Annotated in this window: 17 protein-coding genes and 1 pseudogene; 7 read left to right on the plus strand and 11 right to left on the minus strand. The window is 57.1% G+C overall.

Annotated features, from left to right (window positions below):
- Nucleotides 1-348: 348 nt before the first annotated feature.
- The 3 genes and pseudogenes from FOY93_RS11390 to FOY93_RS11400 all read left to right on the plus strand — a co-directional run.
- Nucleotides 349-453: pseudogene (locus tag FOY93_RS11390) on the plus strand (AraC family transcriptional regulator); the annotation flags it as partial.
- Nucleotides 454-607: 154 nt separating this feature from the next.
- Nucleotides 608-1,573: an Ssp4 family T6SS effector gene (ssp4, locus tag FOY93_RS11395; RefSeq protein WP_111963557.1), complete on the plus strand. Its 966-nt coding sequence runs from the start codon at nt 608-610 to the stop codon at nt 1,571-1,573.
- Between the two features lie 15 nt (nt 1,574-1,588).
- Entirely contained in the window at nt 1,589-2,158 is a 570-nt protein-coding gene (locus FOY93_RS11400) for a hypothetical protein (protein WP_111963558.1), read from the plus strand.
- Nucleotides 2,159-2,198: 40 nt separating this feature from the next.
- Here the strand turns inward: FOY93_RS11400 and silA are convergent, their stop codons facing one another.
- From silA to FOY93_RS11420, 4 genes are read right to left on the minus strand one after another with little or no spacing between them, the layout of a single operon-like run.
- Nucleotides 2,199-5,339 (minus strand): Cu(+)/Ag(+) efflux RND transporter permease subunit SilA, encoded by a 3,141-nt coding sequence (silA, locus tag FOY93_RS11405; protein WP_143345724.1) that lies wholly within the window; start codon nt 5,337-5,339, stop codon nt 2,199-2,201.
- Between the two features lie 10 nt (nt 5,340-5,349).
- Nucleotides 5,350-6,600 carry an efflux RND transporter periplasmic adaptor subunit gene (locus tag FOY93_RS11410; RefSeq protein ID WP_133294427.1) on the minus strand — a complete coding sequence of 417 codons (1,251 nt, stop codon included), beginning with the start codon at nt 6,598-6,600 and terminating at the stop codon, nt 5,350-5,352.
- Between the two features lie 11 nt (nt 6,601-6,611).
- Entirely contained in the window at nt 6,612-6,950 is a 339-nt protein-coding gene (gene cusF, locus FOY93_RS11415; RefSeq protein WP_143345123.1) for a cation efflux system protein CusF, read from the minus strand.
- A 28-nt stretch (nt 6,951-6,978) separates the two neighbouring features.
- Complete coding sequence (locus tag FOY93_RS11420; protein ID WP_143345124.1) at nt 6,979-8,364, minus strand: efflux transporter outer membrane subunit; 1,386 nt, start codon at nt 8,362-8,364, stop codon at nt 6,979-6,981.
- Nucleotides 8,365-8,526: 162 nt separating this feature from the next.
- Here FOY93_RS11420 and FOY93_RS11425 point away from each other — a divergent pair, with 162 nt between their 5' ends.
- A complete protein-coding gene (locus tag FOY93_RS11425) occupies nt 8,527-9,210 on the plus strand; it encodes a copper/silver response regulator transcription factor (protein ID WP_133294430.1) in 684 nt (227 codons plus the stop codon).
- Nucleotides 9,200-10,654 carry a Cu(+)/Ag(+) sensor histidine kinase gene (locus tag FOY93_RS11430; RefSeq protein WP_133294431.1) on the plus strand — a complete coding sequence of 485 codons (1,455 nt, stop codon included), beginning with the start codon at nt 9,200-9,202 and terminating at the stop codon, nt 10,652-10,654. Before FOY93_RS11425 ends, FOY93_RS11430 begins: the two co-directional genes overlap by 11 nt.
- A 4-nt stretch (nt 10,655-10,658) precedes the next feature.
- Here FOY93_RS11430 and FOY93_RS11435 read toward each other — a convergent pair whose 3' ends face one another.
- Nucleotides 10,659-11,564 carry a LysR family transcriptional regulator gene (locus tag FOY93_RS11435; RefSeq protein ID WP_143345125.1) on the minus strand — a complete coding sequence of 302 codons (906 nt, stop codon included), beginning with the start codon at nt 11,562-11,564 and terminating at the stop codon, nt 10,659-10,661.
- Nucleotides 11,565-11,681: 117 nt separating this feature from the next.
- On the opposite strand from FOY93_RS11435, the gene FOY93_RS11440 reads away from it, so the two are divergent.
- Nucleotides 11,682-13,097 carry an MFS transporter gene (locus FOY93_RS11440; RefSeq protein ID WP_133294433.1) on the plus strand — a complete coding sequence of 472 codons (1,416 nt, stop codon included), beginning with the start codon at nt 11,682-11,684 and terminating at the stop codon, nt 13,095-13,097.
- Between the two features lie 31 nt (nt 13,098-13,128).
- Here FOY93_RS11440 and FOY93_RS11445 read toward each other — a convergent pair whose 3' ends face one another.
- Genes FOY93_RS11445 through FOY93_RS11455 form a run of 3 tightly spaced genes read right to left on the minus strand, consistent with a single transcriptional unit; the run spans nt 13,129 to nt 15,839 of the window.
- On the minus strand, nt 13,129-14,124 hold the full coding sequence (locus FOY93_RS11445; protein ID WP_143345126.1) for a DUF2891 domain-containing protein: 996 nt from the start codon (nt 14,122-14,124) through the stop codon (nt 13,129-13,131).
- 9 nt (nt 14,125-14,133) lie between these two features.
- Entirely contained in the window at nt 14,134-15,120 is a 987-nt protein-coding gene (locus tag FOY93_RS11450) for a DUF979 domain-containing protein (RefSeq protein WP_133294435.1), read from the minus strand.
- Nucleotides 15,117-15,839 (minus strand): DUF969 domain-containing protein, encoded by a 723-nt coding sequence (locus FOY93_RS11455; RefSeq protein ID WP_123922397.1) that lies wholly within the window; start codon nt 15,837-15,839, stop codon nt 15,117-15,119. Before FOY93_RS11455 ends, FOY93_RS11450 begins: the two co-directional genes overlap by 4 nt.
- A gap of 200 nt (nt 15,840-16,039) precedes the next feature.
- On the opposite strand from FOY93_RS11455, the gene FOY93_RS11460 reads away from it, so the two are divergent.
- Nucleotides 16,040-16,585 carry a winged helix DNA-binding protein gene (locus FOY93_RS11460; protein WP_143345127.1) on the plus strand — a complete coding sequence of 182 codons (546 nt, stop codon included), beginning with the start codon at nt 16,040-16,042 and terminating at the stop codon, nt 16,583-16,585.
- Here the strand turns inward: FOY93_RS11460 and glgX are convergent, their stop codons facing one another.
- The 3 genes from glgX to treZ are packed head-to-tail and all read right to left on the minus strand — an operon-like array spanning nt 16,586 to nt 22,929.
- On the minus strand, nt 16,586-18,661 hold the full coding sequence (glgX, locus tag FOY93_RS11465) for a glycogen debranching protein GlgX (protein ID WP_136194882.1): 2,076 nt from the start codon (nt 18,659-18,661) through the stop codon (nt 16,586-16,588).
- 15 nt (nt 18,662-18,676) lie between these two features.
- Nucleotides 18,677-21,145, minus strand: coding sequence for a malto-oligosyltrehalose synthase (treY, locus tag FOY93_RS11470; RefSeq protein WP_143345128.1), 2,469 nt, complete (start codon nt 21,143-21,145; stop codon nt 18,677-18,679).
- Nucleotides 21,142-22,929 (minus strand): malto-oligosyltrehalose trehalohydrolase, encoded by a 1,788-nt coding sequence (gene treZ / locus FOY93_RS11475; RefSeq protein ID WP_143345129.1) that lies wholly within the window; start codon nt 22,927-22,929, stop codon nt 21,142-21,144. The genes treY and treZ overlap by 4 nt, the downstream gene beginning before the upstream one ends.
- Nucleotides 22,930-23,037: the final 108 nt, after the last annotated feature.

Consider the following 23,037-nt stretch of genomic DNA (forward strand, 5'->3'; position numbering starts at 1 on the left):
AAAGTTCTGATGCGGCAGATGAGCGTATTCAACACGGCCTTTGGTTGAGATGTTGAGCAAAAGCTGGATGCACATACGATGGTCAGCTAAGACGCTTTAATAGTCCATCGGCATCCAGGCTAACGATAACGATGACCACAAAACGCCAGATTTCCCCTTATTTCATATTGGTGCGCATAATGTATATTATGTTAAATTGCATTCATGGTTCTATTCTCCATGGTGCTTTCATGCAGAAATCAGGACGTTGGTGTCCTCCCTTCTCGATAAAATCCACCGTCGATTACAAACCTTTTGTGAGAAAAACTCACATTACCCATCTGGCGTTCCACTCAAGACGCGGGACCGGGTTACGAAAGCTTATCCCATTTCAGTCGGAAATATACGCGGATGTTCGGTCAATCACCTAAGAGGGATATTACTGTGCTGAGAAAGTCTGCCGCTAAGCTTTAATACACCCTGGTATCGTTTACATTTAAGTCAAGCAATATCATTTGATCACCGAGTTAACGCTGCTATTATCTAAGTCTTAGTGTTCTAATCATAAATTTTTTCAATAAATTACCCTGCTAATTAATAGTCCTCACGGAATGAAGGAGCTTCCTCGATGAACTTACCCGGTCAGCAGTCGCCTGACAGCACCCTTCCCTCATATGATCTCTCGCGAAGCCTTGGCCTACAGGCCGGTGCAGATATCGATTTTAAAAAGCTGGCCGCGCAGCTCGACTGCTCGCGTAATTTTTACAATGTCGGCATCATTTTTGATGATGGCAAGCAACGCTGGCTGGTTCGCCCGTCTCGACGCATTGCTGATGTGAATCAGAGCACCGTCAGCCATGTAGTCATCAGTAAAATTCCAGATGCTAAGGAAATCAGTGCAGAAAAAGCTGTGGTTGCGACACTAACTACTCCGTCACTTGCTACGGAAATTACCTCGACCGGTTTTGCCTGTGGCGCGATGATTGTTACGCTTGTCATGGCGTTTGGTGCCGGTGCGGCAGTACCGTTTACCGCTGGCGGGTCTGGTGTGATTGCGGCGATTAGCCTGTCCGGTACGCTGGCTACGGGAGCGCAATGCATGATTGGCGCGGGCCGTCTGCTGGCTATCCATAACGACCATGGTTCCGACGTTGCATGGCTTGACAGCCAGGACTGGTACGTTGCTACCACGACAGTTCTGGATGTTATTTCGCTTGCTGCGGCAGGAACCGCGCTAAGAGGTACTTTAGAAACGTACAAGCTGATGAAAGCGGCGTCTTCAAGTAAAGTTACCGCCTGGTTCCAGAGCCTGAGCCGTGCCGAGCGTAAGCGCATCACGGAAGAGATCATTAAAGCGCAGAATCCAGGTATCTCCAGTGCCGGGGTAAAGGCCGCGATCCGCGCAGGTGTTTATCCGAAACGTTTCCCAAGCGAATCGTTACAAAAATCACTGCAGCGCGAGCTGATGAGTGCGGTCAACAACGCATCGGCCTTTGTGGGGAGCTCACTCACTGGGACTATCCGCAATCCGCAAAATACCGTCCAGTCAGGACGCTATGTGGTTGGTGTGCTGCAATCATTTTTACCTAACTGAACGCTGAGTATTCAAATGTTTAAAGTTTTAACCCGTCGCCTGCAACACTGTAACGAGGTGGCTACCAGCATAAGCAATACCTCCCCGACACAGCTGCAACAGCTAAAGACTCAGTTGGCTGAAGAAATGGGCAAACCTGTGGGTCTACACACCATGGGTATTCCGGCGGCAATCAGTACTCTCGGGGTAATTGTTAGCTTCGCGATTCCTCAGCTGTGGTTGGGCTATGGCGTATTCGCCGCACTCGGCCAGCCAGCCGAACGCGTATTCGTGTGGATTGTGCTGATCGCCCTACTGTTCGCAGGCATCAACGGCGTGACGATGTTTATGATTGGCAAAGGAAGCATGCGCGCCGTGCGGTTACATCTTACGCTGGCGGTGATAAGTCTGGTATTAACGGCAGCCTATCTGCTGGCCGCGCTGAGCGGTAGCGCTGCTCCGGGCGTCAGTCTGGCCGCTGCGATGGTGAGTACCGTCATGCTGGGGCTTAGCGGCAGCTGCATCTTCTCTACCGCTTTCTATAAGATGCTGCTATTTACTCTGCATAACAGAGCCTGGCGCAAACTGATCAGCAAGGCGCGCTAAGCATTCATCACGCAAAAACCCGCCGCTAACGGCGGTTTTTTTATGGTTTTTTAAGCCTGCGCAACCAAATCAACTTATACGCCGCAGGGATAATAAACAGCGATAGCAGCGGAGCCGTGATCATGCCGCCAATCATTGGCGCCGCTATCCGGCTCATGACTTCTGATCCGGCACCGGTTCCCCACAAAATGGGCAGCAGACCGGCAATAATCACCGCAACGGTCATCGCCTTTGGCCGCACGCGCAGCACGGCGCCATGATAAAGGGCGTCATCAAGTCCCTGTACGGTGAAGGTTTCCCGATAGGATAACGTCGGATGCGCTTCAACGGCATGACGCAAATACATCAGCATTACCACCCCAAATTCTGCCGCCACCCCGGCCAGAGCGATAAAGCCGGTGCCGGTTGCCACAGACATATGGAAGCCCTGCCAGTACAGGAACCATATCCCCCCGACCAGGGCGAACGGCAGGCTCATCAGGATCAGCAACGCTTCATCCACGCGACGGAATGCCAGATACAGCAGAATGAAGATGATCATCACCGTCATCGGTACCATTAGCTTCAGTTTCTTGTTGGCGTGCTCGAGCAGTTCGAACTGTCCGGAGAATGACACGCTGGTACCCGGTCTCAGCTTTACGTTCTGACTGATGGCCGTTTTAATGTCGTTCACTACGGACACCATATCCCTGCCACGGGCATCAATATAAATCCAGCTTGCAGGTCGGGCATTCTCCGTTTTTAGCATCGTGGGGCCGGAAACCACGTTGATATCCGCCACATCACCCAGCGTGATCTGCTGTTTCATCGGCGTCAGGATCGGCATCTGCTTCAACGCGTTCGGGCTGTTCCGGTAGTCCTGAGGATAACGAATATTAATCGGGTAGCGGGCGACGCCTTCCACCGTTTCTCCCACCGTCGCGCCGCCGATGGCCGAGGAGACGAACAGCTGCACGTCGCCCACCGTCATCCCGTAGCGGGAGGCTTTTTCGCGGTTGATATCAACGTTAGTGTAGCGCCCGCCTTCCAGACGTTCAGCCAGGGCTGACACCACGCCCGGCACCGTTTTAGCTACCGCTTCAATACTCTGCGCCGTGGCGTCGATATCAGCCAGAACGGTACCTGACACCTTGATGCCAATGGGGCTTTTAATCCCGGTTGAAAGCATATCGATGCGGTTGCGGATGGGCGGAACCCAGAGATTCGCCAGGCCAGGCAAACGAACGGTCTTATCGAGTTCGTCAACGATCTTGTCAATCGTCATTCCGGGTCGCCACTCATTCTCAGGCTTAAGCTGAATGGTGGTTTCCACCATTTCAAGCGGTGCGGAGTCCGTGGCCGTTTCGGCTTTACCGGTCTTGCCGAAGACAGAGGCCACTTCAGGGACGGTTTTTATTAACTTGTCCGTGGTCTGTAACAATGCCGCCGCTTCTGCCGGTGAGACGCCGGGCAACGTCGACGGCATATACAGCAGGTCACCTTCATTTATCTTTGGCAGGAACTCGCCACCCACCTGGCTCAGGGGCCAGATCACCGTGAAGATGGATAAGGTCGCAACCAGCAGGGTGGTTTTAGGCCAGTGGAGCACCCGAATCAGAAGCGGATGATAGGCGTTAATCAACAGTCTGTTCAGAGGATTACGGGTCTCTGCGGGGATTTTACCCCGGATCCAGAATCCCATCAGAATGGGGATCACGATGATGGCCAGCGCGGCCGCCCCTGCCATAGAGTACGTTTTGGTGAAGGCCAGCGGACCAAACAGCCGCCCTTCCTGCCCCTCGAGGGTAAAGATGGGAATGAACGACAAGGTGATGATCAGCAGGCTGATAAACAGCGCGGGGCCAACCTCTACAGAGGCGTTGGTGATGACCTTCCAGCGGGTGACGTTGTCAATCGGCTTCCCCGGGTGGTGGTGATCCCACTCTTCCAGCCGTTTGTGCGCATTTTCAATCATCACGATAGCGGCATCCACCATTGCGCCGACGGCAATGGCAATGCCTCCCAGAGACATGATATTGGCGTTCAGCCCCTGGAAATGCATAACGATGAAGGCAATACACAGGCCAAGCGGCAGAGAGATAATCGCCACCAGCGCTGAGCGAATGTGCCAGAGGAACAGCGCGCAGACGATGGCCACCACGATAAACTCTTCGAGAAGCTTGCCGCTCAGGTTATCAATGGCCCGGTCGATAAGCTGGCTGCGATCGTAAGTAGTCACAATCTCAACGCCTTCCGGCAGGCTGGCCTTCAGCGTTTCCAGCTTGTCTTTCACCGCCGTTATGACCTCGCGCGCGTTTTTACCCGAACGCAGGATCACCACTCCGCCCGCCACTTCACCCTGCCCGTTCAGCTCGGCAATACCACGGCGCATTTCCGGCCCCGTTTGTACGCGGGCAACATCATGCAGGTAAATCGGCACGCCGTTCTCACCGGTTTTCAGGACGATGTGATTGAAATCATCGATGGTCTGCAGATAGCCGCTGGCCCGGACCATATATTCCGCTTCCGCGAGTTCTACGGACGATCCCCCCGCTTCCTGATTAGACGATTCAAGGGCCTGATTAACCTCAGGCAGGCTGACGCCGAACTGCGCCAGCTTTAACGGGTCAACCTGAATCTGATATTGCTTCACCACGCCGCCGACGGAGGCCACCTCGGCCACGTTCGGGATAGTTTTTAGCTCAAACTTCAGGAACCAGTCCTGCAATGATCGCAGCTCGGCGAGATCGTGTTTTCCGCTGCGGTCCACCAGCGCATACTCAAATATCCAGCCTACGCCCGTGGCGTCCGGGCCGATTTCCGAGCTCACGCCGGCAGGGAGTTTGCTCTGAACCTGGTTCAGGTACTCCAGCACGCGCGAACGGGCCCAGTACAAATCGGTGCCATCTTCAAAAATGACGTACACATACGAATCACCAAACTGCGAAAAACCGCGCACTGTCTTTGCGCCGGGAACCGACAGCATGGTGGTGGTGAGTGGATAGGTCACCTGGTTTTCAACAATCTGCGGGGCCTGGCCGGGATAGCGGGTTTTGATAATCACCTGCACGTCAGACAGATCGGGTAAGGCATCGACAGGCGTGTTAATAATCGTCCATGTGCCCCAGACGCTGAGGAACAGCGCCCCCATCATGACCAGGAAACGATTGGCCACTGACCGTCGGATAATCCATTCAATCATCATCGTCTCCTTAATGGCCAGAATGCGCGTCTTCAGTTGTTTCAGCGTGGCGCATGCGGTCCAACGCACCGGTAATATTGGCCTCCGAGTCAATCAGGAACAGACCGCTGACCACCACCGACTCCCCCTCCTCCAGTCCGCTACCAATGCCGGACTGCTGCTGAGATTCATGCAGAACGCGGATCCTTTTCGGTATAAAATTCCCGTTCGTATCAACGGTAATAACGCGCTGCTCTTTGCCGGTATCAATAACGGCCTGAGACGGAATGAGCAGCATTTCCTGACTGTGGGTATTCAGCTTCAGGTAGGCATTCATGCCAGGTTTCAGCAGCTCATCCTTGTTGGAGACCTGCAGGCGCAGCTGCAGCGTACGGGTGGTTTGATCCACGCTCGGCAGAAGGCTCCATTTTTCAACCGGGAAGGATTTATCCGGATAAGCAGGTATCGAAACAGCAAACTGCGAGGTGTCTTTCAGAAGATAAGCAATGGACTCAGGAACCGCCGCACCGATCCAGACCGGATCCATCCCCTGAATTTGTGCCACCACCTTTTCTTTCGAAATATTCATCCCGGTGCGCAGGTCAAATGCCGTAATCACCCCGTCGATCGGCGCCCTGATGGTAAACCGGGTCTGGATCGTGCGGGTCGCACGCAGCCTCTGAATATCCTCATCCGGCATACCCGCCAGCCGAAGCCGTTCCAGAACCCCTTTGATTTGCGTCGGCGTTCCGCCGGTGCCGGATAACAGCAGAAACTCGCTCTGCGCCTCTACCCAGTCCGGAATGGTGATATCAATCAGCGGCGTGCCTTTCTTTACCTTATCGCCCGTCGTCAGCGGGTACACGTTCTCCACGAAGCCTTCCGCGCGCGCCTGCACAATGACAAACTGATAGTCGTTATAGCTAACGTTGGCCGGGATCGTCTGGGCATAATTCAGCGTTCCGCGCGTCACCTTTTGCGTTTTTAACCCCAGATTCTGAACCTGCGTCGGATCGATACGGATACCGCCACTGCTTTTATTCTCGTTTTCATCCGCATATTTCGGTACCAAATCCATATCCATAAATGGTGATTTACCGGGCTTATCGAATTTCACGTCTGGTTTCATCGGGTCATACCAGAAAAGTACCCTTCTTTCAGAGACGCTATTTTCTGTTTTTTCAGATGAATGAAACGCCTGCAAAGCCGTCACCGATATCAGCCCTCCCGCAATAAGGCTGCTGACTATCATGGCAGCATATTTTATTTTGAATGAGGCCATGCCGTTTCTCGCTATTTAATGCTCTTCAGTAAAGAGATATTGCCCTGCTGAACAAATGAAAAATCAACATGACTGCCGACTTTCAATGCATTGATACTCTCGTCAGCCTGAATAAAGGTGAAACGCATGGTCATCGCGGGCCAGCCAATCGCCGGGATCGCTTCATGAGAAATCGTCACTTTTTTGTTCGTCAGATCAATGTCCTTCACGATGCCGGTCGCGGTGATGAGCTGCTCTGAGGTCGCTTCGCTGGTAGAATTCATCCCCTCGTGCTGATGAACCTCAGCCTGGAGACTGGCTGAAAACATAATAATTGCACCAAATACAAGAGCCTTAAGAGAATTGCGCATGCTTATTTTCCTGTTTAATTAAATGAGGTTATTCGACCCAACCGCCGCCCAGCGCGGTGAAGAGATTAATTTCATTAACCTGTCGGGCATAAATAAGGTCGAGAATATTTTGCTGTGTAGCGAACAGAGAACGTTCCGCGTCCAGGACTTCGATATAGCTGACTGCACCGCTGGAATATAACCCGCCTGCACGTTGAAGAGTGATGCGGAGTGAATTAAGGTACCGCTGCTGCGCAGCAAGCTGCTGGTTGATGCTGTCCCGCAGCGCGAGCGCGTCGGCAACCTGTTTGAATGCAGCCTGTATTTTTTGTTCGTAATTCACGACCGACTGCTGCTGGCGAATTTCGGCCAGCTTCAGGTTTGCCTTATTCCTGCCCGCATTAAAAATGGGTATGTCTATTTTAGGGATAAAATTCCACATCCCGCTGCCCGCGGTAAACAGGCTGGATAATTCCGTACTGCCAGTTGAAAGCCCGCTGGTTAATGATATTGACGGGAAAAAGGCGGCACGCGCGGCGCCGATATTCGCATCGGCCGCTTTAAGCTGATACTCCGCTTCCAAAATGTCCGGGCGCTGCAGCAGTATCGCTGAGGAGAGATGAGGCGGCAGTTTTACCGGCGCAACGTCGCTGGCGTTCATGCCGCTCTCGCCCGGGAGCGCGCGATACGTGCCGAGGACCAGCTGCAGGGCATTATTGGCCTGCGCCAGCTCTCCCTCTCTTTTGGCAATCTCTGCCTGCGTGCTTTCGATCTGTCCCCGGGCCTGTTCCAGCGCCAGCACGTTCGTACTGCCCGTCACCAGCTGTTGCTCAACGAACGCATAAGACTGCCGGTAATTTTTCAGCGTTTCCCGCGCGATACGCAGCTGTTTAAACGCCAGCTGCTGGTTGAAATAACTCTGTGAAACGTTAGAGACGAGCAGGATATGCACCGCGCGACGGGCCTCTTCGCTGGCGAAATAGCTTTGTCGGCCGGCCTCGCTCATGTTCTTCAGCTTGCCGAAGAAGTCGAGTTCATAGCTAAGCTCAAAACCCGCGTCGTACTGTTGAGAGGTCGGTTTGTCACTTTTCAACCCACCGCTGTAGGTGATACCCGAGGAGGCATTCAGCTGCGGATAACGATCCGCATCCGTCACGCTGAACTGCGCCCGTGCCTCTTCAACCTTCAGAGCGGCCATTTTTACATCGCGATTATTGTTCAGCGCTTCCGTAATCAGCCCGGCTACCTGCGGGTCGACGAAAAAGTTGCGCCACCCGGTGTCCTGATACCCCACCATCGCGGACGTCAGGCCGTTGCGCGAAAGTGAAAACTGCTGGGGTACCGGTGATGCCGGGCGCTGGTATTCGGGGGCCAGCGAGACGCAGCCCGCCAGGATAAATACCGTACTGATGCTGAGTCGTTTTAACAGGAACATAGCGGTTCAAATGAAGTCCAGAGTATTTTTAGGGCTACTCTACTGAACGCTTCCTGTTTGACGGGTGACGGGATAATGACAATGTTGTCATTTTTAACGTAAGTCATTGTGAACGGTTGCGGGCTCCATAGAATGTCATCAGCAGCCAGTCAGGGGAGCAAGATGAAAATACTGATCGTTGAAGATGAAATGAAAACCGGTGAGTACCTCAGCAAGGGGCTCACTGAAGCGGGGTTTGTCGTGGACCACGCTGTTAATGGCCTCAACGGCTACCATCTCGCCATGACCGCTGAATACGATCTGCTGATTCTGGATATCATGCTGCCCGATGTGAACGGCTGGGACATTGTCCGCATGCTCCGCTCTGCCGGCAAAGGGATGCCCATACTACTTCTGACGGCTCTCGGTACGATTGAACACCGGGTTAAGGGGCTTGAGCTGGGCGCGGATGACTATCTGATTAAGCCTTTCGCCTTTGCCGAGCTGCTCGCCCGGGTCAGGACGCTGTTGAGGCGCGGAAATACGGTGATCGCCGAAAGCCAGCTTCAGGTGGCTGACCTGGCGGTTGATCTTGTGTCGAGAAAGGTCAGCCGTGCCGGAAGTCGCATCCTGTTAACCAGCAAAGAGTTCAGCCTGCTGGAGTTTTTCATGCGCCATCAGGGGGAAGTATTGCCCCGCTCCCTGATTGCCTCCCAGGTATGGGACATGAATTTTGACAGCGACACAAACGCGATTGACGTTGCGGTAAAGCGGCTGCGCGCAAAGATCGATAATGACTTTGAACCGAAGCTGATCCAGACGGTGCGCGGCGTGGGCTATATGCTGGAGGTGCCGGATGCGCGTTAAGCCCCTCCGACGCCCGTTCTCGCTTGCGCTGCGGCTGACCTTTTTTATCAGCCTCTCCACGATACTGGCCTTTTTCGCCTTTACCTGGTTTATGCTGCATTCCGTCGAGAAGCACTTCGCCGAGCAGGATATCAGCGACCTGCAGCAAATCAGCACCGCGATGCACCGCATCCTGCAGTCACCGGCCGATCCTGACCAAAAGAAAATCAGCAAGATCAAAGAGTCGATCGCCAGCTACCGCAACGTGGCCGTCCTGCTTCTGGATCCGCAGGGCAATACCCTGTTCAGCTCGGCGCAAGGAGCGGCACTGCGCCCGGCGATGAACACGGCGAACTTTAGCGAACACCGCCGCGCGCAGGATGTGTTTCTCTGGACGGTTGAAGGCCCGGCCGCCCCCATGCACGGCGGGTCCGACATGAAAATGGAAACGTACCGGATTATCGCCTCCTCAGGCACGGCGACGCTGCAGGGCAAAACGCAGGGCTACGTAATGCTGATCGGGCTCTCCATTAATTTTCATCTGCACTACCTTGAGGCGCTGAAAAAAAACCTTCTGGCGATTGCCGCCGTTATCAGCCTGCTGATTATTCTTGTCATCCGCATCGCCGTGCGCCAGGGACATTTGCCCCTGCGTAACGTCAGTAACGCCATTAAAAACATCACCTCCGAAAATCTTGACGCGCGGCTGGAGCCGTCCCGCGTCCCCGTTGAGCTGGAGCAGCTGGTCATCTCCTTCAACCAGATGATCGAAAAGATTGAAGATGTTTTTACCCGTCAGGCTAACTTTTCCGCCGACATCGCTCACGAAATCAGAACCCCCATCACCAACCTGGTGACGCAAACGGAAATCGCGCTGAGCCAGAACCGTTCTCAAAAGGAGCTGGAGGATGTGTTGTACTCCAGCCTTGAAGAGTACAACCGGATGACCCGCATGGTCAGCGACATGCTGTTCCTGGCACAGGCCGATAATAATCAGCTCATCCCGGATCGAGTGATGTTTGATTTAAGCGCCGAGGTCATGAAGGTGTTTGATTTCTTCGAAGCCTGGGCGGAAGAACGCCACATCGCTCTGAAATTTAACGGGATGCCCTGCCTGATAGAAGGCGATCCGCAGATGTTCAGAAGAGCAATCAATAATCTGCTCTCCAACGCCCTGCGCTATACGCCGGAAGGGAAAACGGTAACGGTCTCCATCAGAACACAGGATAACAACGTTGAGCTGGTAACAGAAAACCCCGGTACGCCGATCCCGCAGGCGCATCTGTCGAAGCTGTTTGACCGTTTTTATCGCGTCGATCCGTCCAGGCAGCGTAAAGGCGAAGGCAGCGGAATTGGGCTTGCCATCGTGAAGTCCATCGTCACGGCGCACAACGGAAAAGTCCGCGTGGAATCGGATGCGGTGTCGACGCGCTTCATCCTCACCGTGCCGGGAAAGGTTGCCTGAGCGCTCAGCGCACGGAACGGCACACCTCCAGCACTTTCTCTCTGAGCCACCGGTGCGCCGGGTCCTGCTCCATGCGCGGGTGCCACATCTGTGACACCGTAATGGTCCTGGTCTTAAAGGGCAGTTCAAAGACGTGTACGCGCTCGGTCATCGCCTGATTGAGCAGGTACAACGCAGGCACCATGGCAATCAGATCGGAGGCCAGCGCCACGGATAACGCCGTCGGAAAGCCGGGCACCACGCTGGCGATCTTGCGTTTCATCCCCCGTTCTGCCAGCGCGTCATCGACAGACCCATGCAACGATCCGTTCGGAGAGGCCACCACATGGCCCCAGGCGATATAATCGTCAAGGCTGACATCATGCCGTAATGACAGCGGATGCCCCTTGCGCACCGCGCCAACAAACCGATCCTGAAAGAGCCTTTGCAGCCGTATTTCAGGCCCCATATTGTTCTGCACGCCAATCTCCAGATCGACAAGCCCCTCGCGCAAATAGCGCGACGTTTTTTCAGGTTTCGGCGAAAAACGAATACAGACGTCGGGCGCCACCTCCGCCACCGCCGCAATAAGTAGTGGCCCAAATGCCACCACAAAACCGTCGTTGGCCCGGATGGTGAACAACCGTTCGAGATTTTCCACCTTCAGCGTGTCGGTGGAGGGCTGCAGAACCGCCCTTGCCTCGTAGACGGCGCTTCTGGCGCGGTCCCGGGTAGCTTCGGCCCAGGTCGTCAGCACCATATGACGACCGGCCCGTACAAGAATAGGATCGCCGGTCACCTCCCGGAGCCTGCTGAGGGTACGGCTCATGGCGGAGGTGCTCAGGTTCAAACGTCGCGCCGCGCCCGCCACGCTGGCTTCTGCCAGCAAAACGTCGAGCGCAACCAGAAGGTTAAAATCAGGATCGGACACGATTGCTCCTCAGATATGGCGTTACGCGCAATGATTAAGTGCAAATGCTGCGTCTTCCGCCCTATATACCGCATGATTATAGTTTCGTCATCACGATTCTTTTTCGGAGTAACGACGATGACGCTCTTTTCAAACCAGCCCGGCGATGAAGGTTTACCCGGGCATGAACGCGCCCGGGTCCTGGCCGCCGTTATGACCACCACGCTGATGGGCGTCTTTGACGGCACCATGATCAACATCGCGCTCCCCTCTATGGCAAGGGCGATGCAGGTCCCCGCGAACGTTGCGGTCTGGTTCGCCAACGGCTATCTGCTGTCAGCGGCGATGACGTTGGCCATCTTCGCGGCGCTGGCGGCGCGCGTGGGCTATCGCCCGATCTTTCTGACCGGGCTTGCCGCCTTTACGCTCACCTCGCTCGGCTGCGCGCTGGCAACAACGCCGGAAATGTTAACCGGGATGCGGATCCTGCAGGGCATCGGCGGGGCGGCGACCCTGAGTATCGCCCCGGCGATCCTGCGTTCGGTTTTTCCTCGCCAACTGCTTGGCCGCATTCTGGGGCTGCACGCCCTGCTTATCGCCTCCAGCACGGCGATTGCTCCTGTGCTCGGAGGAACAATACTGGACGCCCTGAGCTGGCAATGGCTGTTCGCCATTAACCTCATTCCGGGCAGCATCGCCCTGCTGCTGGCATGGCGGGCCTTGCCGCGGGAATCGGCCGTGGACCGAACTCCATTTGACGCGCCGGGCGCTGTTCTCTCCGCCGTCCTGCTAGGTTCCGCGATCATGCTGGCCGACAGCCTTCAGCACGTGGCGCAACAGATTAGCGCGCAGGCCATCTTCTGGGGCGTTCTCGCGCTGGTAAGCGCCTTCGCCTTTACCTGGCGGATCCGGCGTGCGCAACATCCGTTACTGCCGCCGGTGATGTTCAGAAACGGGCGCTTCACCCTCGCCGCGCTGACCTCGCTGGCCTCGTTTGTGAGCCAGGGGATCACGTTTGTCGCGCTGCCGTTCCTGTTTCAGAGCGTATATGGCTACAGCCCTGTAGTTTCCGCGCTGCTGTTCACCCCGTGGCCGATTGGCATCGTGCTGATCGCGCCGCACGCGGGTCGCTGGGCGGATACCATTTCCGCGCCGCTGATCTCGACCCTCGGGCTGATCGTGTTTGTTGGTGGACTGGTCCTGCTGGCGACGTTGCCGGCAAATCCTTCCGTATGGAATATCTGCCTGCGCAGCCTGGTTTGTGGGATTGGGTTTGGCTGCTTCCAGAGTCCCAATAACCGGGAAATGCTCTCTAACGTGGCGCGGGAATATGCCAGCTATGCCTCTGGCGTGCTTTCTATCGTCAGGACATTCGGCCAGTGTCTCGGCGCTGCCGCGGTGGGGGTGCTGATGGCTGTGACGACAGGGTCAGATCATCAAACGCTTGATGAACGGGCCGTGCATCTGGCGCTGTGGATTGCGGTGATTGCCTCAACGGGATCGGTCTTATTTAGCCTGAGCAGGCTGCGCCCTGCGGTTCGGGCATCGGCTTAACAGGCTGCGCCTCACGGCGCAGCGCGTTTATTTACTCCAGCGCCAGCAGCGCAAAGCTCGCCAGCCAGTGCCCGCCGCTGTAGTGGCTGCCGACCACATGCTCAACGCTTGCGGCCAGATGTTTCGTCACCGCCTCGCGCAGCGCCTGCTGCGCCGGATGGTTTGCGGGAAGCGCTTTAGCAATATGCTTCATGCACCAGGCGCGGCTGAGGTTTAATCCGTCGAGATGGGCAATTTTCGGGTCGGTGCGATCGCTCACTTCCGCAGGGTTCATCAGCGCCGTAACGGCACCCACCTCCGGGAGAAACGCGTCAAACCAGGCCGGGAAGTCTTCAGACACTTTGCTCATCAGCAGCGCCTCCGTCAGCGCGCCGGAAATATACTCGTCTCCGCCGGGCTCATAATGAGCCGGATAGCGCGTGTCGGCGAGATAAAACCGCTCCGCCGCTGCCACAATCGCCTGTTCAAGCGCCTTGTCTCCCACTGCGCGACCGTAATCGAGCGCCAGCGCGAGGGCAAACGCGGTGTTGTAGTGCGTCCCGACGCGGATCGGATAGGTGAGCTTGCCGAGGTAATCCACCAGCCGGTTGCGAATGTCCTGAGTTAACGGCTCCAGCATCTGATACCAGCCCGCGGCCTGCGGCAGCGACGACTGTTTCAGCTCCTGGGCCAGCGCAAGCAGCCAGCCGTAGCCATACGGCCGCTCAAACGAGGCGCGGAACGGCGCGGTGAAATAGGCCAGCTCCTTCGCCATGTTCTCTTCGGTTATGTGCTCGTCAAAAAGCGCGACGATCGCGTCCCGGCAAGGTAATTCTGGATAGAGCCGCACGCAGCGCAGCAGCAGCCAGTAGCCGTGCACCGCCGAGTGCCAGTCAAAACAACCGTAGAAAATGGGATGCAGCTCGCGCGGCGGCAGAACGTCACCATCATCATTCAGCAGGTGCATGATGTGGTTCGGGTATTCCTGGCGCAAATAGGTCAAAGGCATGCGGGCAAACGCGTCGGCCTGATGTTGCGTTAATTCCATGACAGCTCCTTAGCGAAACACGAGGAAATACATTAACAACACGTTCACCACCAGCAGGGTTAACGCGGTCGGGATCTGGATCTTGATCACCTGATATTTGTCCTTCAGCTCCAGCAGCGCGGCGGGAACGATATTGAAGTTCGCGGCCATCGGCGTCATCAGCGTGCCGCAATAGCCCGCGTACATGCCAATCGCCAGCAGCGGCGCCGGGTTGCCGTGATGCACGTTGATGAGAAACGGCAAGGCGATACCGGCACTTAACACCGGGAAGGCCGCAAAGGCATTACCCATGATCATGGTAAACAGCGCCATACCCACGCAGTAAATGACCACCAGCATGAAGCGGCTATCCGGGTTTACAAACAGGCTCACCACCTTCTGTACCGAGTCGCCCGTGTTGGCCACCACGAACACGCCGCCGAGCATGGCCAGCATCTGCGGCAGGATCACCGCCCAGCCGATGGTATCGACAAGACGACGAGACTGACGAACGGCATGCAGCGGCGTGCCTTTGGTCAGCCACCAGCCGGTGAGGATCGCCGCGACGCAGGCCACGCACAGCGCCGCCAGGGTGAGCTGTTTCTGATCGAGCAGAAACACGCCGCCGATCGAAACGCCCTTCAGGAATAACGTGCCCAGCACCGTCACCACCGGGATCATCAGCGCGGGCAGGAACAGCCAGTTTTTAAGCCGGTTTGACGACGCGACGCGCTCCTCCTCGGTCGACATTTTATAGTGCCCTTTCCCGACGAGGCCAAAACCCGCCAGCAGCGCGATAACGATAACGCCGCCGCCGATTATCCGGTACGCCAGCGATTTCCCCAGCTCCTGAACCATCAGATCGCCAAACAGAAAGATCCCGCCAAACAAGAACCAGAACAGCGCGGTGGTAAAACGCTTCGGATTAGCGCGATCGCGCAGGGTCATCACAACCAGCAGCATCACGACAAAGCCAATCAGGTAGTACACGCGGTTAATGGTGATAAGCGTCATCATTGCGCAGCCTCCTGCGTACCCTGCTCTGCACGCCAGGCCATCACGTCGCGACGGATGCTTGCATCGAGGCGCAGCAGGCGCGTCATATGAATAACCAATGCCGCAATGGCGGTAGGAATAGCCCACAGGCCGATATGCAGCGGTTCAATGCCCGGAATACCGTTCTCTTTCAGGAACGCGTCGATCAGCAGCACCGCCCCGAAGGCAATAAAGATATCTTCCCCAAAGAAGACCGCGATGTTGTCGCACGCGGCGGCGTGGGCTTTGATTTTGTCGCGGATGTGCTGCGGCAGTTCGCCGTATTCGTTCAGCGCCGCCCCTTCGGCCATCGGCGCCAGCAGCGGGCGCACCGTCTGCGCATGTCCGCCCAGCGACATCAGTCCCAGCGCGGCGGTGCCTTCACGGGCGACAAAGTAAAGCATCAGAATACGCGCCGAGGTGGCGCTGGCGATCTTCGCCACCCAGGCCTGGGCGCGCTCCTTAAGCCCGTAATATTCCAGCAGACCAATCACGGGCAGGATCAGGATGAAGGTGGCCAGCGATCGGCTATTGACGAACTTCTCGCCAAAGGTCTCCAGCAGCATCCCGAAATCCATGCCGACCAGCAGACCCGTCGCCAGCCCCGCCACCACGACTACCAGCAGCGGGTTGAAGCGCAGTGCAAAACCAATAACCACGATCGGTATCCCGATCAGCGGAAGCAGCGTAGTACCGTCCATAACGTTTACCCTATCGAAAGTGAGCGTTGCGCGCCGACGGCTATTTTTTTAATTTGCGGCGAGCGATGTTGTGTTTTGTTGGCAGGCTTCGCAAAACCTGCGCTAAAAAGCTATATCTGAACCTCAAAAACATGTAAACAAATTATCAATAAAATGTTCTTATTTTATCGATGAGTTTACATTTCTGGCTAAGGAACGTTATGACCTCAGAAAAGAGTGCTTCACCCGATCGCGACGATATCAACGATGGCCGGATCGTCTCTTCCCGCCATCTGGTATCCGAGCGCTGCGCGGAGTTATCAGAGCTGGAATATGCGCTGATCATGACCAGCAACGCGTTTAACAAATGGATGGTGCGCTGCATGACGGCTGCCGGCGAGCCCGATATGGGCGCCTTTGACGTTTCGCTGCTGCATCACGTGAACCACCGCGACCGCAAGAAAAAGCTGGCCGATATCTGCTTCGTCCTCAACGTGGAAGATACCCACGTGGTGACCTATGCCCTGAAAAAACTGGTCAAAGCAGGCTACGTGACGAGCCAGAAAGCGGGTAAAGAGCTCTTTTTCTCTACCACCGAGGAAGGGAAAGCGCTGTGCATGAAATACCGGGACGTGCGGGAAGCGTGCCTGATTGCGATCCACGCGGAGAGCGGCATTGCCGGGAAGTCGATTGGCGAGACCGCGCAGCTGTTACGCACGATCTCCTCCCTGTATGACACCGCCGCACGGGCGGCGGCGTCACTGTAATTAAGGACGTCGGAACAGCGTAATGCTCCGTCCGGCCAGCGCATACTCTACGGTTTCGGTGATCGCTGTCCCGGTGGCAGCATCATCCGCCGTAGACAGCTCCAGCACCCATCCCCCTTCGCCAAACTGCGGGATCTGGAACGGCACGGTGCCTTCAAAAGGATTGAACAGCATCAGCACGTCGTGCCAGATACCGTCCTCCTGCCTGAGATCCGGCCTGCTGATGGAGACCCCGAGGGTTGAGCCTTCATCCCACTGCTCGGCCTGCTGTGGGCCGCCCCCGGCATTGAACCAGCGGATCTCCAGCCCGTCGCGCCAGCTTTCACGGCGCAGCAGTGGCTGTTGCGCGCGCAAGGTAATGAGACGACGGGTAAACTCGCGCAGCGCAGCGTCGTTTTCGGAGAGCCCCTTCCAGTCGATCCATGAGATCTCACTGTCCTGGCAGTACCCATTGTTGTTGCCCTTCTGCGTGCGGCCAAACTCGTCCCCCGCCAGCAGCATCGGCGTGCCGTGGGAGAACAGCAGCGTGGTCAGGAAATTACGTTTCTGCCGTTCGCGGGTAGCAATAATATCCGGGTTCTCGGTTGGCCCTTCCTCGCCGTAGTTGTACGAGCGGTTATCGTTATGCCCGTCGTTATTGTCCTCGCCGTTGTCGGCGTTGTGCTTCTCGTTGTACGACACCAGGTCATTCAGCGTAAAGCCGTCGTGGGCGGTGATAAAATTGACGCTGGCCCACGGACGACGTCCGCGCAGATCGTACAGATCGCCGGAACCGAGCAGGCGCGCGGCAAAGTCCGTGGAGACGTTGTCCCCCTTCCAGTACTCGCGAACGGTGTCGCGGTATTTGTCGTTCCACTCACCCCAGCCCGGCGGGAAACCGCCGACCTGATACCCGCCGGGGCCGATATCCCAGGGTTCACCAATCAGCTTCAGTCGGGATAACACCGGATCCTGAGTCACGGCGTCGAAGAAACCGCCGCGCGGGTCAAACCCTTCGGGCTCGCGGCCCAGGATCGTCCCGAGGTCGAAGCGAAAACCGTCGATGTGCATCGATTCCGCCCAGTAGCGCAGGGAATCCATCACCATCTGCAGCACGCGCGGGTGCGAGGTGTTGACCGTGTTTCCCGTCCCGGTGTCGTTGATGTAGTACCGGTGCTGGTCCGGGAGCGTGCGGTAATAGCTGTAGTTATCAATCCCCTTAAACGAGAGCGTCGGTCCAAGCTCGTTCCCTTCCGCCGTGTGGTTGTACACCACGTCCAGAATGACCTCGATGCCCGCGTCATGATATGCGCGCACCATATCGCGAAAGCCCTGGATCCCCGCCGGGCCGTAGTAGCGTGACGCAGGGGCAAAAAAGCCCAGCGTGTTATAGCCCCAGAAGTTCTTCAGGCCGCGGTCGAGCAGGTGCTGATCGTCCGGAAACCAGTGAACCGGCAGCAGCTCCACCGAGGTAATGCCGAGGCTTTTGATATAGTCGACCGAGGCTTTGTGCCCCATCCCCTCAAACGTGCCCCGCAGCTCGGGCGGAATGGCCGGGTTCATCTGGGTAAACCCTTTCACGTGGCTCTCATAGACAACGGTATGCGGCCAGGGCACGTTCGGCCGGCTGTTGTCCTGCCAGTCAAAGGCATTCGGGTCGATGACCCTGCATTTCGGCGTAAACGGCGCGCTGTCGCGGGTATCAAAGCTCAAATCCAGCTCGTCATGCCCCAGCTCATAGCCGAAATGGGCGTCGTTCCAGTCGATGTCACCCATCAGTTCGCGAGCGTAAGGGTCGATAAGCAGCTTATGCGGGTTAAAGCGATGACCATTTTCCGGGTCGTAGGGGCCGTAGACGCGATAGCCGTACAGCGCACCCGGCTTCAGATCGGGCACATAGCCGTGCCAGACCTCATGGGTATACTCCGGCAGCTCCAGCCGGGCGATTTCCGTTTTCCCGGACGGGTCAAACAGACAGAGCTCCACCCGTTCAGCGTGAGCGGAGAACAGCGCGAAGTTGACCCCTTTCCCGTCATAATTCGCACCCAACTGCTGGCCATGACCGGCCCGAATTTCAAACGTTGTATCCTTTGCCATTTTCGTTCTCCACGATTATTCGCAGGTAAGCAGAACCAGTACACATCCCTTTTCTGACGTTAAATCCAGCGTCTCTTGCAGAATGCGGCTCTCACCGCTGAACAGATCCCGATAGCGTTTCCCCGTCAGCTCCTCGGGTATCGCCACCGTGGTATTGACCCACAGCTGATGATTATCGGTGACATCAAAAACCAGACGCGGCACGGCAACAATCAGCGCCTCGTCGTCCTTAACGCGCGCGTAGACAATCAGGTTATCTTCGCGCTCGCCGCTGACCTTAAGCGGCAGCCAGTCGCCGTAGCGGAAAAGCGCGTCGTAGTGCGGTCGAAGCCGCAGCAGCGTGGCGGTAACAAACTGCTTCACCCTGCCGTCCCGCCAGCATGCCGGGTTGTCAAACACCCCGGCATCCGCCGCGCTGAGGCTCTGCACCAGGGCCGGAAAGTCCGGCTCGCGTCGGTTATCCGGGTCGACGAGGCTAAAGTTAAGCGCCTCGCTGCCCTGATAGATATCCGGCACGCCGGGCGCCGTCAGCTTAATCACCGTCTGGCTGAGGCTGTTCATTAACCCGGCGCGGATAAAGGGCTGCATCGCCTCGCTGAAATCATGCAGGAACGGGCTGTTGTCCGGCGAAAGCATGTGCCGCGCGTAGCTCAGCACCACGCTCTCATAGCTCTCGTTGCTGTCAATCCAGTCGGTGCGCTGTTTCGCCTCGCGAAGCGCTTTCTCGAGGAAGCCAAGGAAGCGTTCTTCCAGTGATTTCAGCCCGTCGGCGTCGTCCGGTGACAGCGTGGCGGGCCAGACGCCCGCCAGGGCCTGGTAGATCATCCACGTATCGGCGGCGTTCGGCGCGGTACCGTCATTGAGAAAACGCACCTGGGTCTGGTTCATCTGCCGCCAGCGGGCCAGATTTTCCCCCCAGCGTTCCGGGGCTTCCGTCAGGGTGTAAAGGCGCGCGCGGGCATCCTCCCCGCGCTTGGTATCGTGCGTGGAGGTGCCCAGCAGCGCATCGGGCTGACGGGCCAGACGAATGCGCATCTCCTGGTGGAAGCGGGATAATGAAAACGCGCGCGGCGTCGGGTCGGCGCCCACTTCGTTGAGCGCAAGCTCGAGGTTGTGGCGAAAGAAGAGCGTGTCTTCAACGGACTTCGCCATCAGCGGCCCGGTCAGCTGCTGGAAGCGGGTCCTGAACAGCGCGGCGCTCTCGCGGCAATCTTCCGGCAGATCGCCGGTAAGAATGCGCACGATCAGGCTGAGCGCGGCTTCAGACGTCTCCACGCTGGCGACCACGCGATTAAGCAGCGCCACGTCCGGCGGGGTTAACCCCTCGCGAGTGCCGTAGGTGCGGTAGACCGGAAACGCAATAAGCAACTCGCGCAGCGCGTGGCGGATATCCTCGCGCGGCAGCGCAACCTCATTGCGGCGGGCCAGATCCTCAGCAAGGTTTAGCAGCGTGGTGAATTCACCCTCGAAATTGCGATCGGTCATCAGGCCTTTGGCATCGCGCAGCTCCGCGTGGCGATCGACCGTCACGCCCAGCGTCTCGTCGTGGATTGTCTCCAGGCGCGAGAGGTTATCGTCGTCGACCAGCACTTCCGCCAGCGAGGCAATAAACTCGTAGCCGGTGGTGCCGGATACCGGCCAGTCTGCGGGGAGCTGCTCACCTTTTGCGAGAATTTTTTCGACCGTGATGTAACAGTCGGGCCCGGCGGCCTGACGCAGGCGCTGCAGATAGCCCAGCGGATCCGCCAGACCGTCGACATGGTCAATGCGCAGGCCGTCCACCACGCCCTCGTGGACCAGCTCAAGGATCAGCCGGTGCGTGTCGTCGAAGACCGCATCATCCTCAACCCGAACGCCGACCAGCCCGGTTATCTCAAAGAAGCGCCGCCATGAGAGCTGCTTCGGCGCCTCCCGCCAGGACATAAGCCGCCAGCTTTGCGCGTTGTGCAGTTCGGCAATGCTCTTCTCTTCGCTGTACGTACCCGGGTTGAGCGGATACTCGGCGTCGTAGTACACCAGCGCGGCCTTTTTCGTGACAGGGTCACGTTTTAGGGTGATAGCTCCCTTCTCCAGCTCCGCCTCAAAGGTGTCGCCAAGAAACGGCAGCGTAAGCGGTCGTGACCCGTCGATATCAAAATAGCGGAAATAGCGGCTCTGCTGGCCGTATTCAATCACGTCCCGCCACCAGAGGTTTTCCAGCGAGGTGGACATATGGTTCGGGACAATGTCCAGAATCAGCCCCATGCCGGCCTGCTTAAGCGCCGCGGCCATGCGGTCAAAGCCTTCTCGTCCGCCAATCGCGGGGTCGATTTCATTCGGGTTGGTCACGTCATAGCCGTGGGTAGACCCCGTCGTGGCAGTGAATACGGGCGACGCGTAAAGGTGGCTGATGCCGAGGTCCTTCATATACGGCACCAGCGCCACAACGCGGTCGAAGGTCATGCCGTTACGGAACTGAATTCGGTACGTGGCGGAAGGGATCATAACGGTGCTTCTCCATCAGCAAAGCGAACGACAATACCGTTCGGCGGTAAAACGTCAGTGACTTCCGGCCAGGCAAAGCGCGTCTCCCCCGCCATAGCGGGCAGCGCGACGGGCTTAATGCCGATATTAAGAGCCAGTGAGAGCGTCCCCGACGGGAAGCGCCAGCACACCGCAACCATGCCGGGCGCGGTCTTGAGCACATGGCCCTCAACGGCACCGAGCGGATGCAGAAGCGGAACGATATGGCGATGGCGCAGCGTCAACAGATTGCGCGTGTAGCGTAGCCACGTTTTGCCCTCGTCGGTGGCAATCTTATGCCAGTCGAGCTTTGAGCGAACAAAGGTGTTCACATCGTTCGGATCCGGAACGGTTTCATCGTGCCCGGCATGTCCCGTAAACTCTTTCGCACGCCCTTCCCGCACAGCTTTTGCCAGATCGCCGTGAAAATCGGTGAAGAACAGGAACGGATGCGTTTCACCAAACTCCTCGCCCATAAACAGCAGCGGGATATGCGGGGAAAGCAGCAGCGCGGCAAGCAGCACCCGCGTCTTGTCGGCACCCGCGAGGGAGATAAGCCGCTCGCCCTGGGCGCGATTGCCTGTCTGATCGTGGTTTTGAATAAAATCGACGAAGAACTGCGGCGGCTGCGTGCGGCACTCCACCCCGCGAGATTCTCCGGTTTGCAGAGACACTTCGCCCTGGTAGACAAAGCCTTCCGCCAGCGCCCGGGCGAACTTTTTCTCCGGCTCAAAGGCAAAATCCTGGTAATACGCGTGGGTCTCGCCGGTGGCAAACACGTGGGCAGCGTTGTGGAAGTCATCATTCCACTCGGCGGTAAACAGCGGCGTGTTGCCCTGTTCATCGCGCGGATGCAGGAAAATCACGTTGCGGCTGTCTTCCGTGGTCAGGTGAACGTGGCGGTGCGGGATCGCCTCGCGGATTTTAGCGGCAATCTCCTCCAGAATGTGCGTCTCAGCGCTGTCTTTAATCTGGTCGATGGCGTCAAAGCGCAGGCCGTCCAGACGGTACTCCGTCAGCCAGTAGAGCGGCGCATCGGTGATGTACTGCCTCACCGGCTCGCGCTCGTAGGCGATGCCGTTACCCCACGGCGTCATCCGCTGTGCATCAAAAAACGCGGGCGACAGCAGAGGCAGATAGTTTCCTTCGGGCCCAAAGTGGTTGAGCACGATATCCAGCACCACGGAAAGCCCCAGCCCGTGCGCGGCGTCGATAAACGCGTGGAAATCCTCCGGCGTGCCGTACGCTGAGTGCGGGGCATACAGCAGCACGCCGTCATATCCCCAGCCGCGGGAACCGCCAAACTGGGAGACGGGCATCACTTCAAGCTGGGTAATCCCGAGCTCTGCCAGATACGGCAGCTTGTCGATCGCCGCCCGGAAGGTGCCCTCCGGGGTAAACGTGCCGATGTGCAGTTCGTAAATGATCGTCTCTTCCCACGGCCGCCCTGCCCAGTCGCGGTTGACCGGCTGGTAACGTCGGGGATCGATCACCACCGAGGGGCCGTTAACGTCGCCCTTTTGCGCCCGCGAGGCGGGATCGGGCACCGCCATGCCGTCCTGAAGAACAAACTGATATTCTGCACCGTGCCTGACGCCGGGTACGTCAGCCTGAAACCAGCCGCCGCCGGTTGCCGTCATCGGCACGTCGGTGGCGGCAAGACGTAGCGTAAGTTCTTTCTGTCCTTCTGCCCAGACGCGAAAACGTACAACGTCATCGGAAATAAACTCAGCACCCCACTGCTTTTGAAATGTCCTGAATTCCATTCATTGTCCTCGAATGACCCACATTTTACGCGGAACGAAGTACAAGCTTAGTTCAGGATTAAAAGTGCGTGAGCTCAGCGGATTTAACCGCTTCGTCTATTCTTTATG

The organism is Enterobacter sp. 18A13 (assembly GCF_007035975.1).
In the GTDB taxonomy this organism is placed as follows: domain Bacteria; phylum Pseudomonadota; class Gammaproteobacteria; order Enterobacterales; family Enterobacteriaceae; genus Enterobacter; species Enterobacter vonholyi.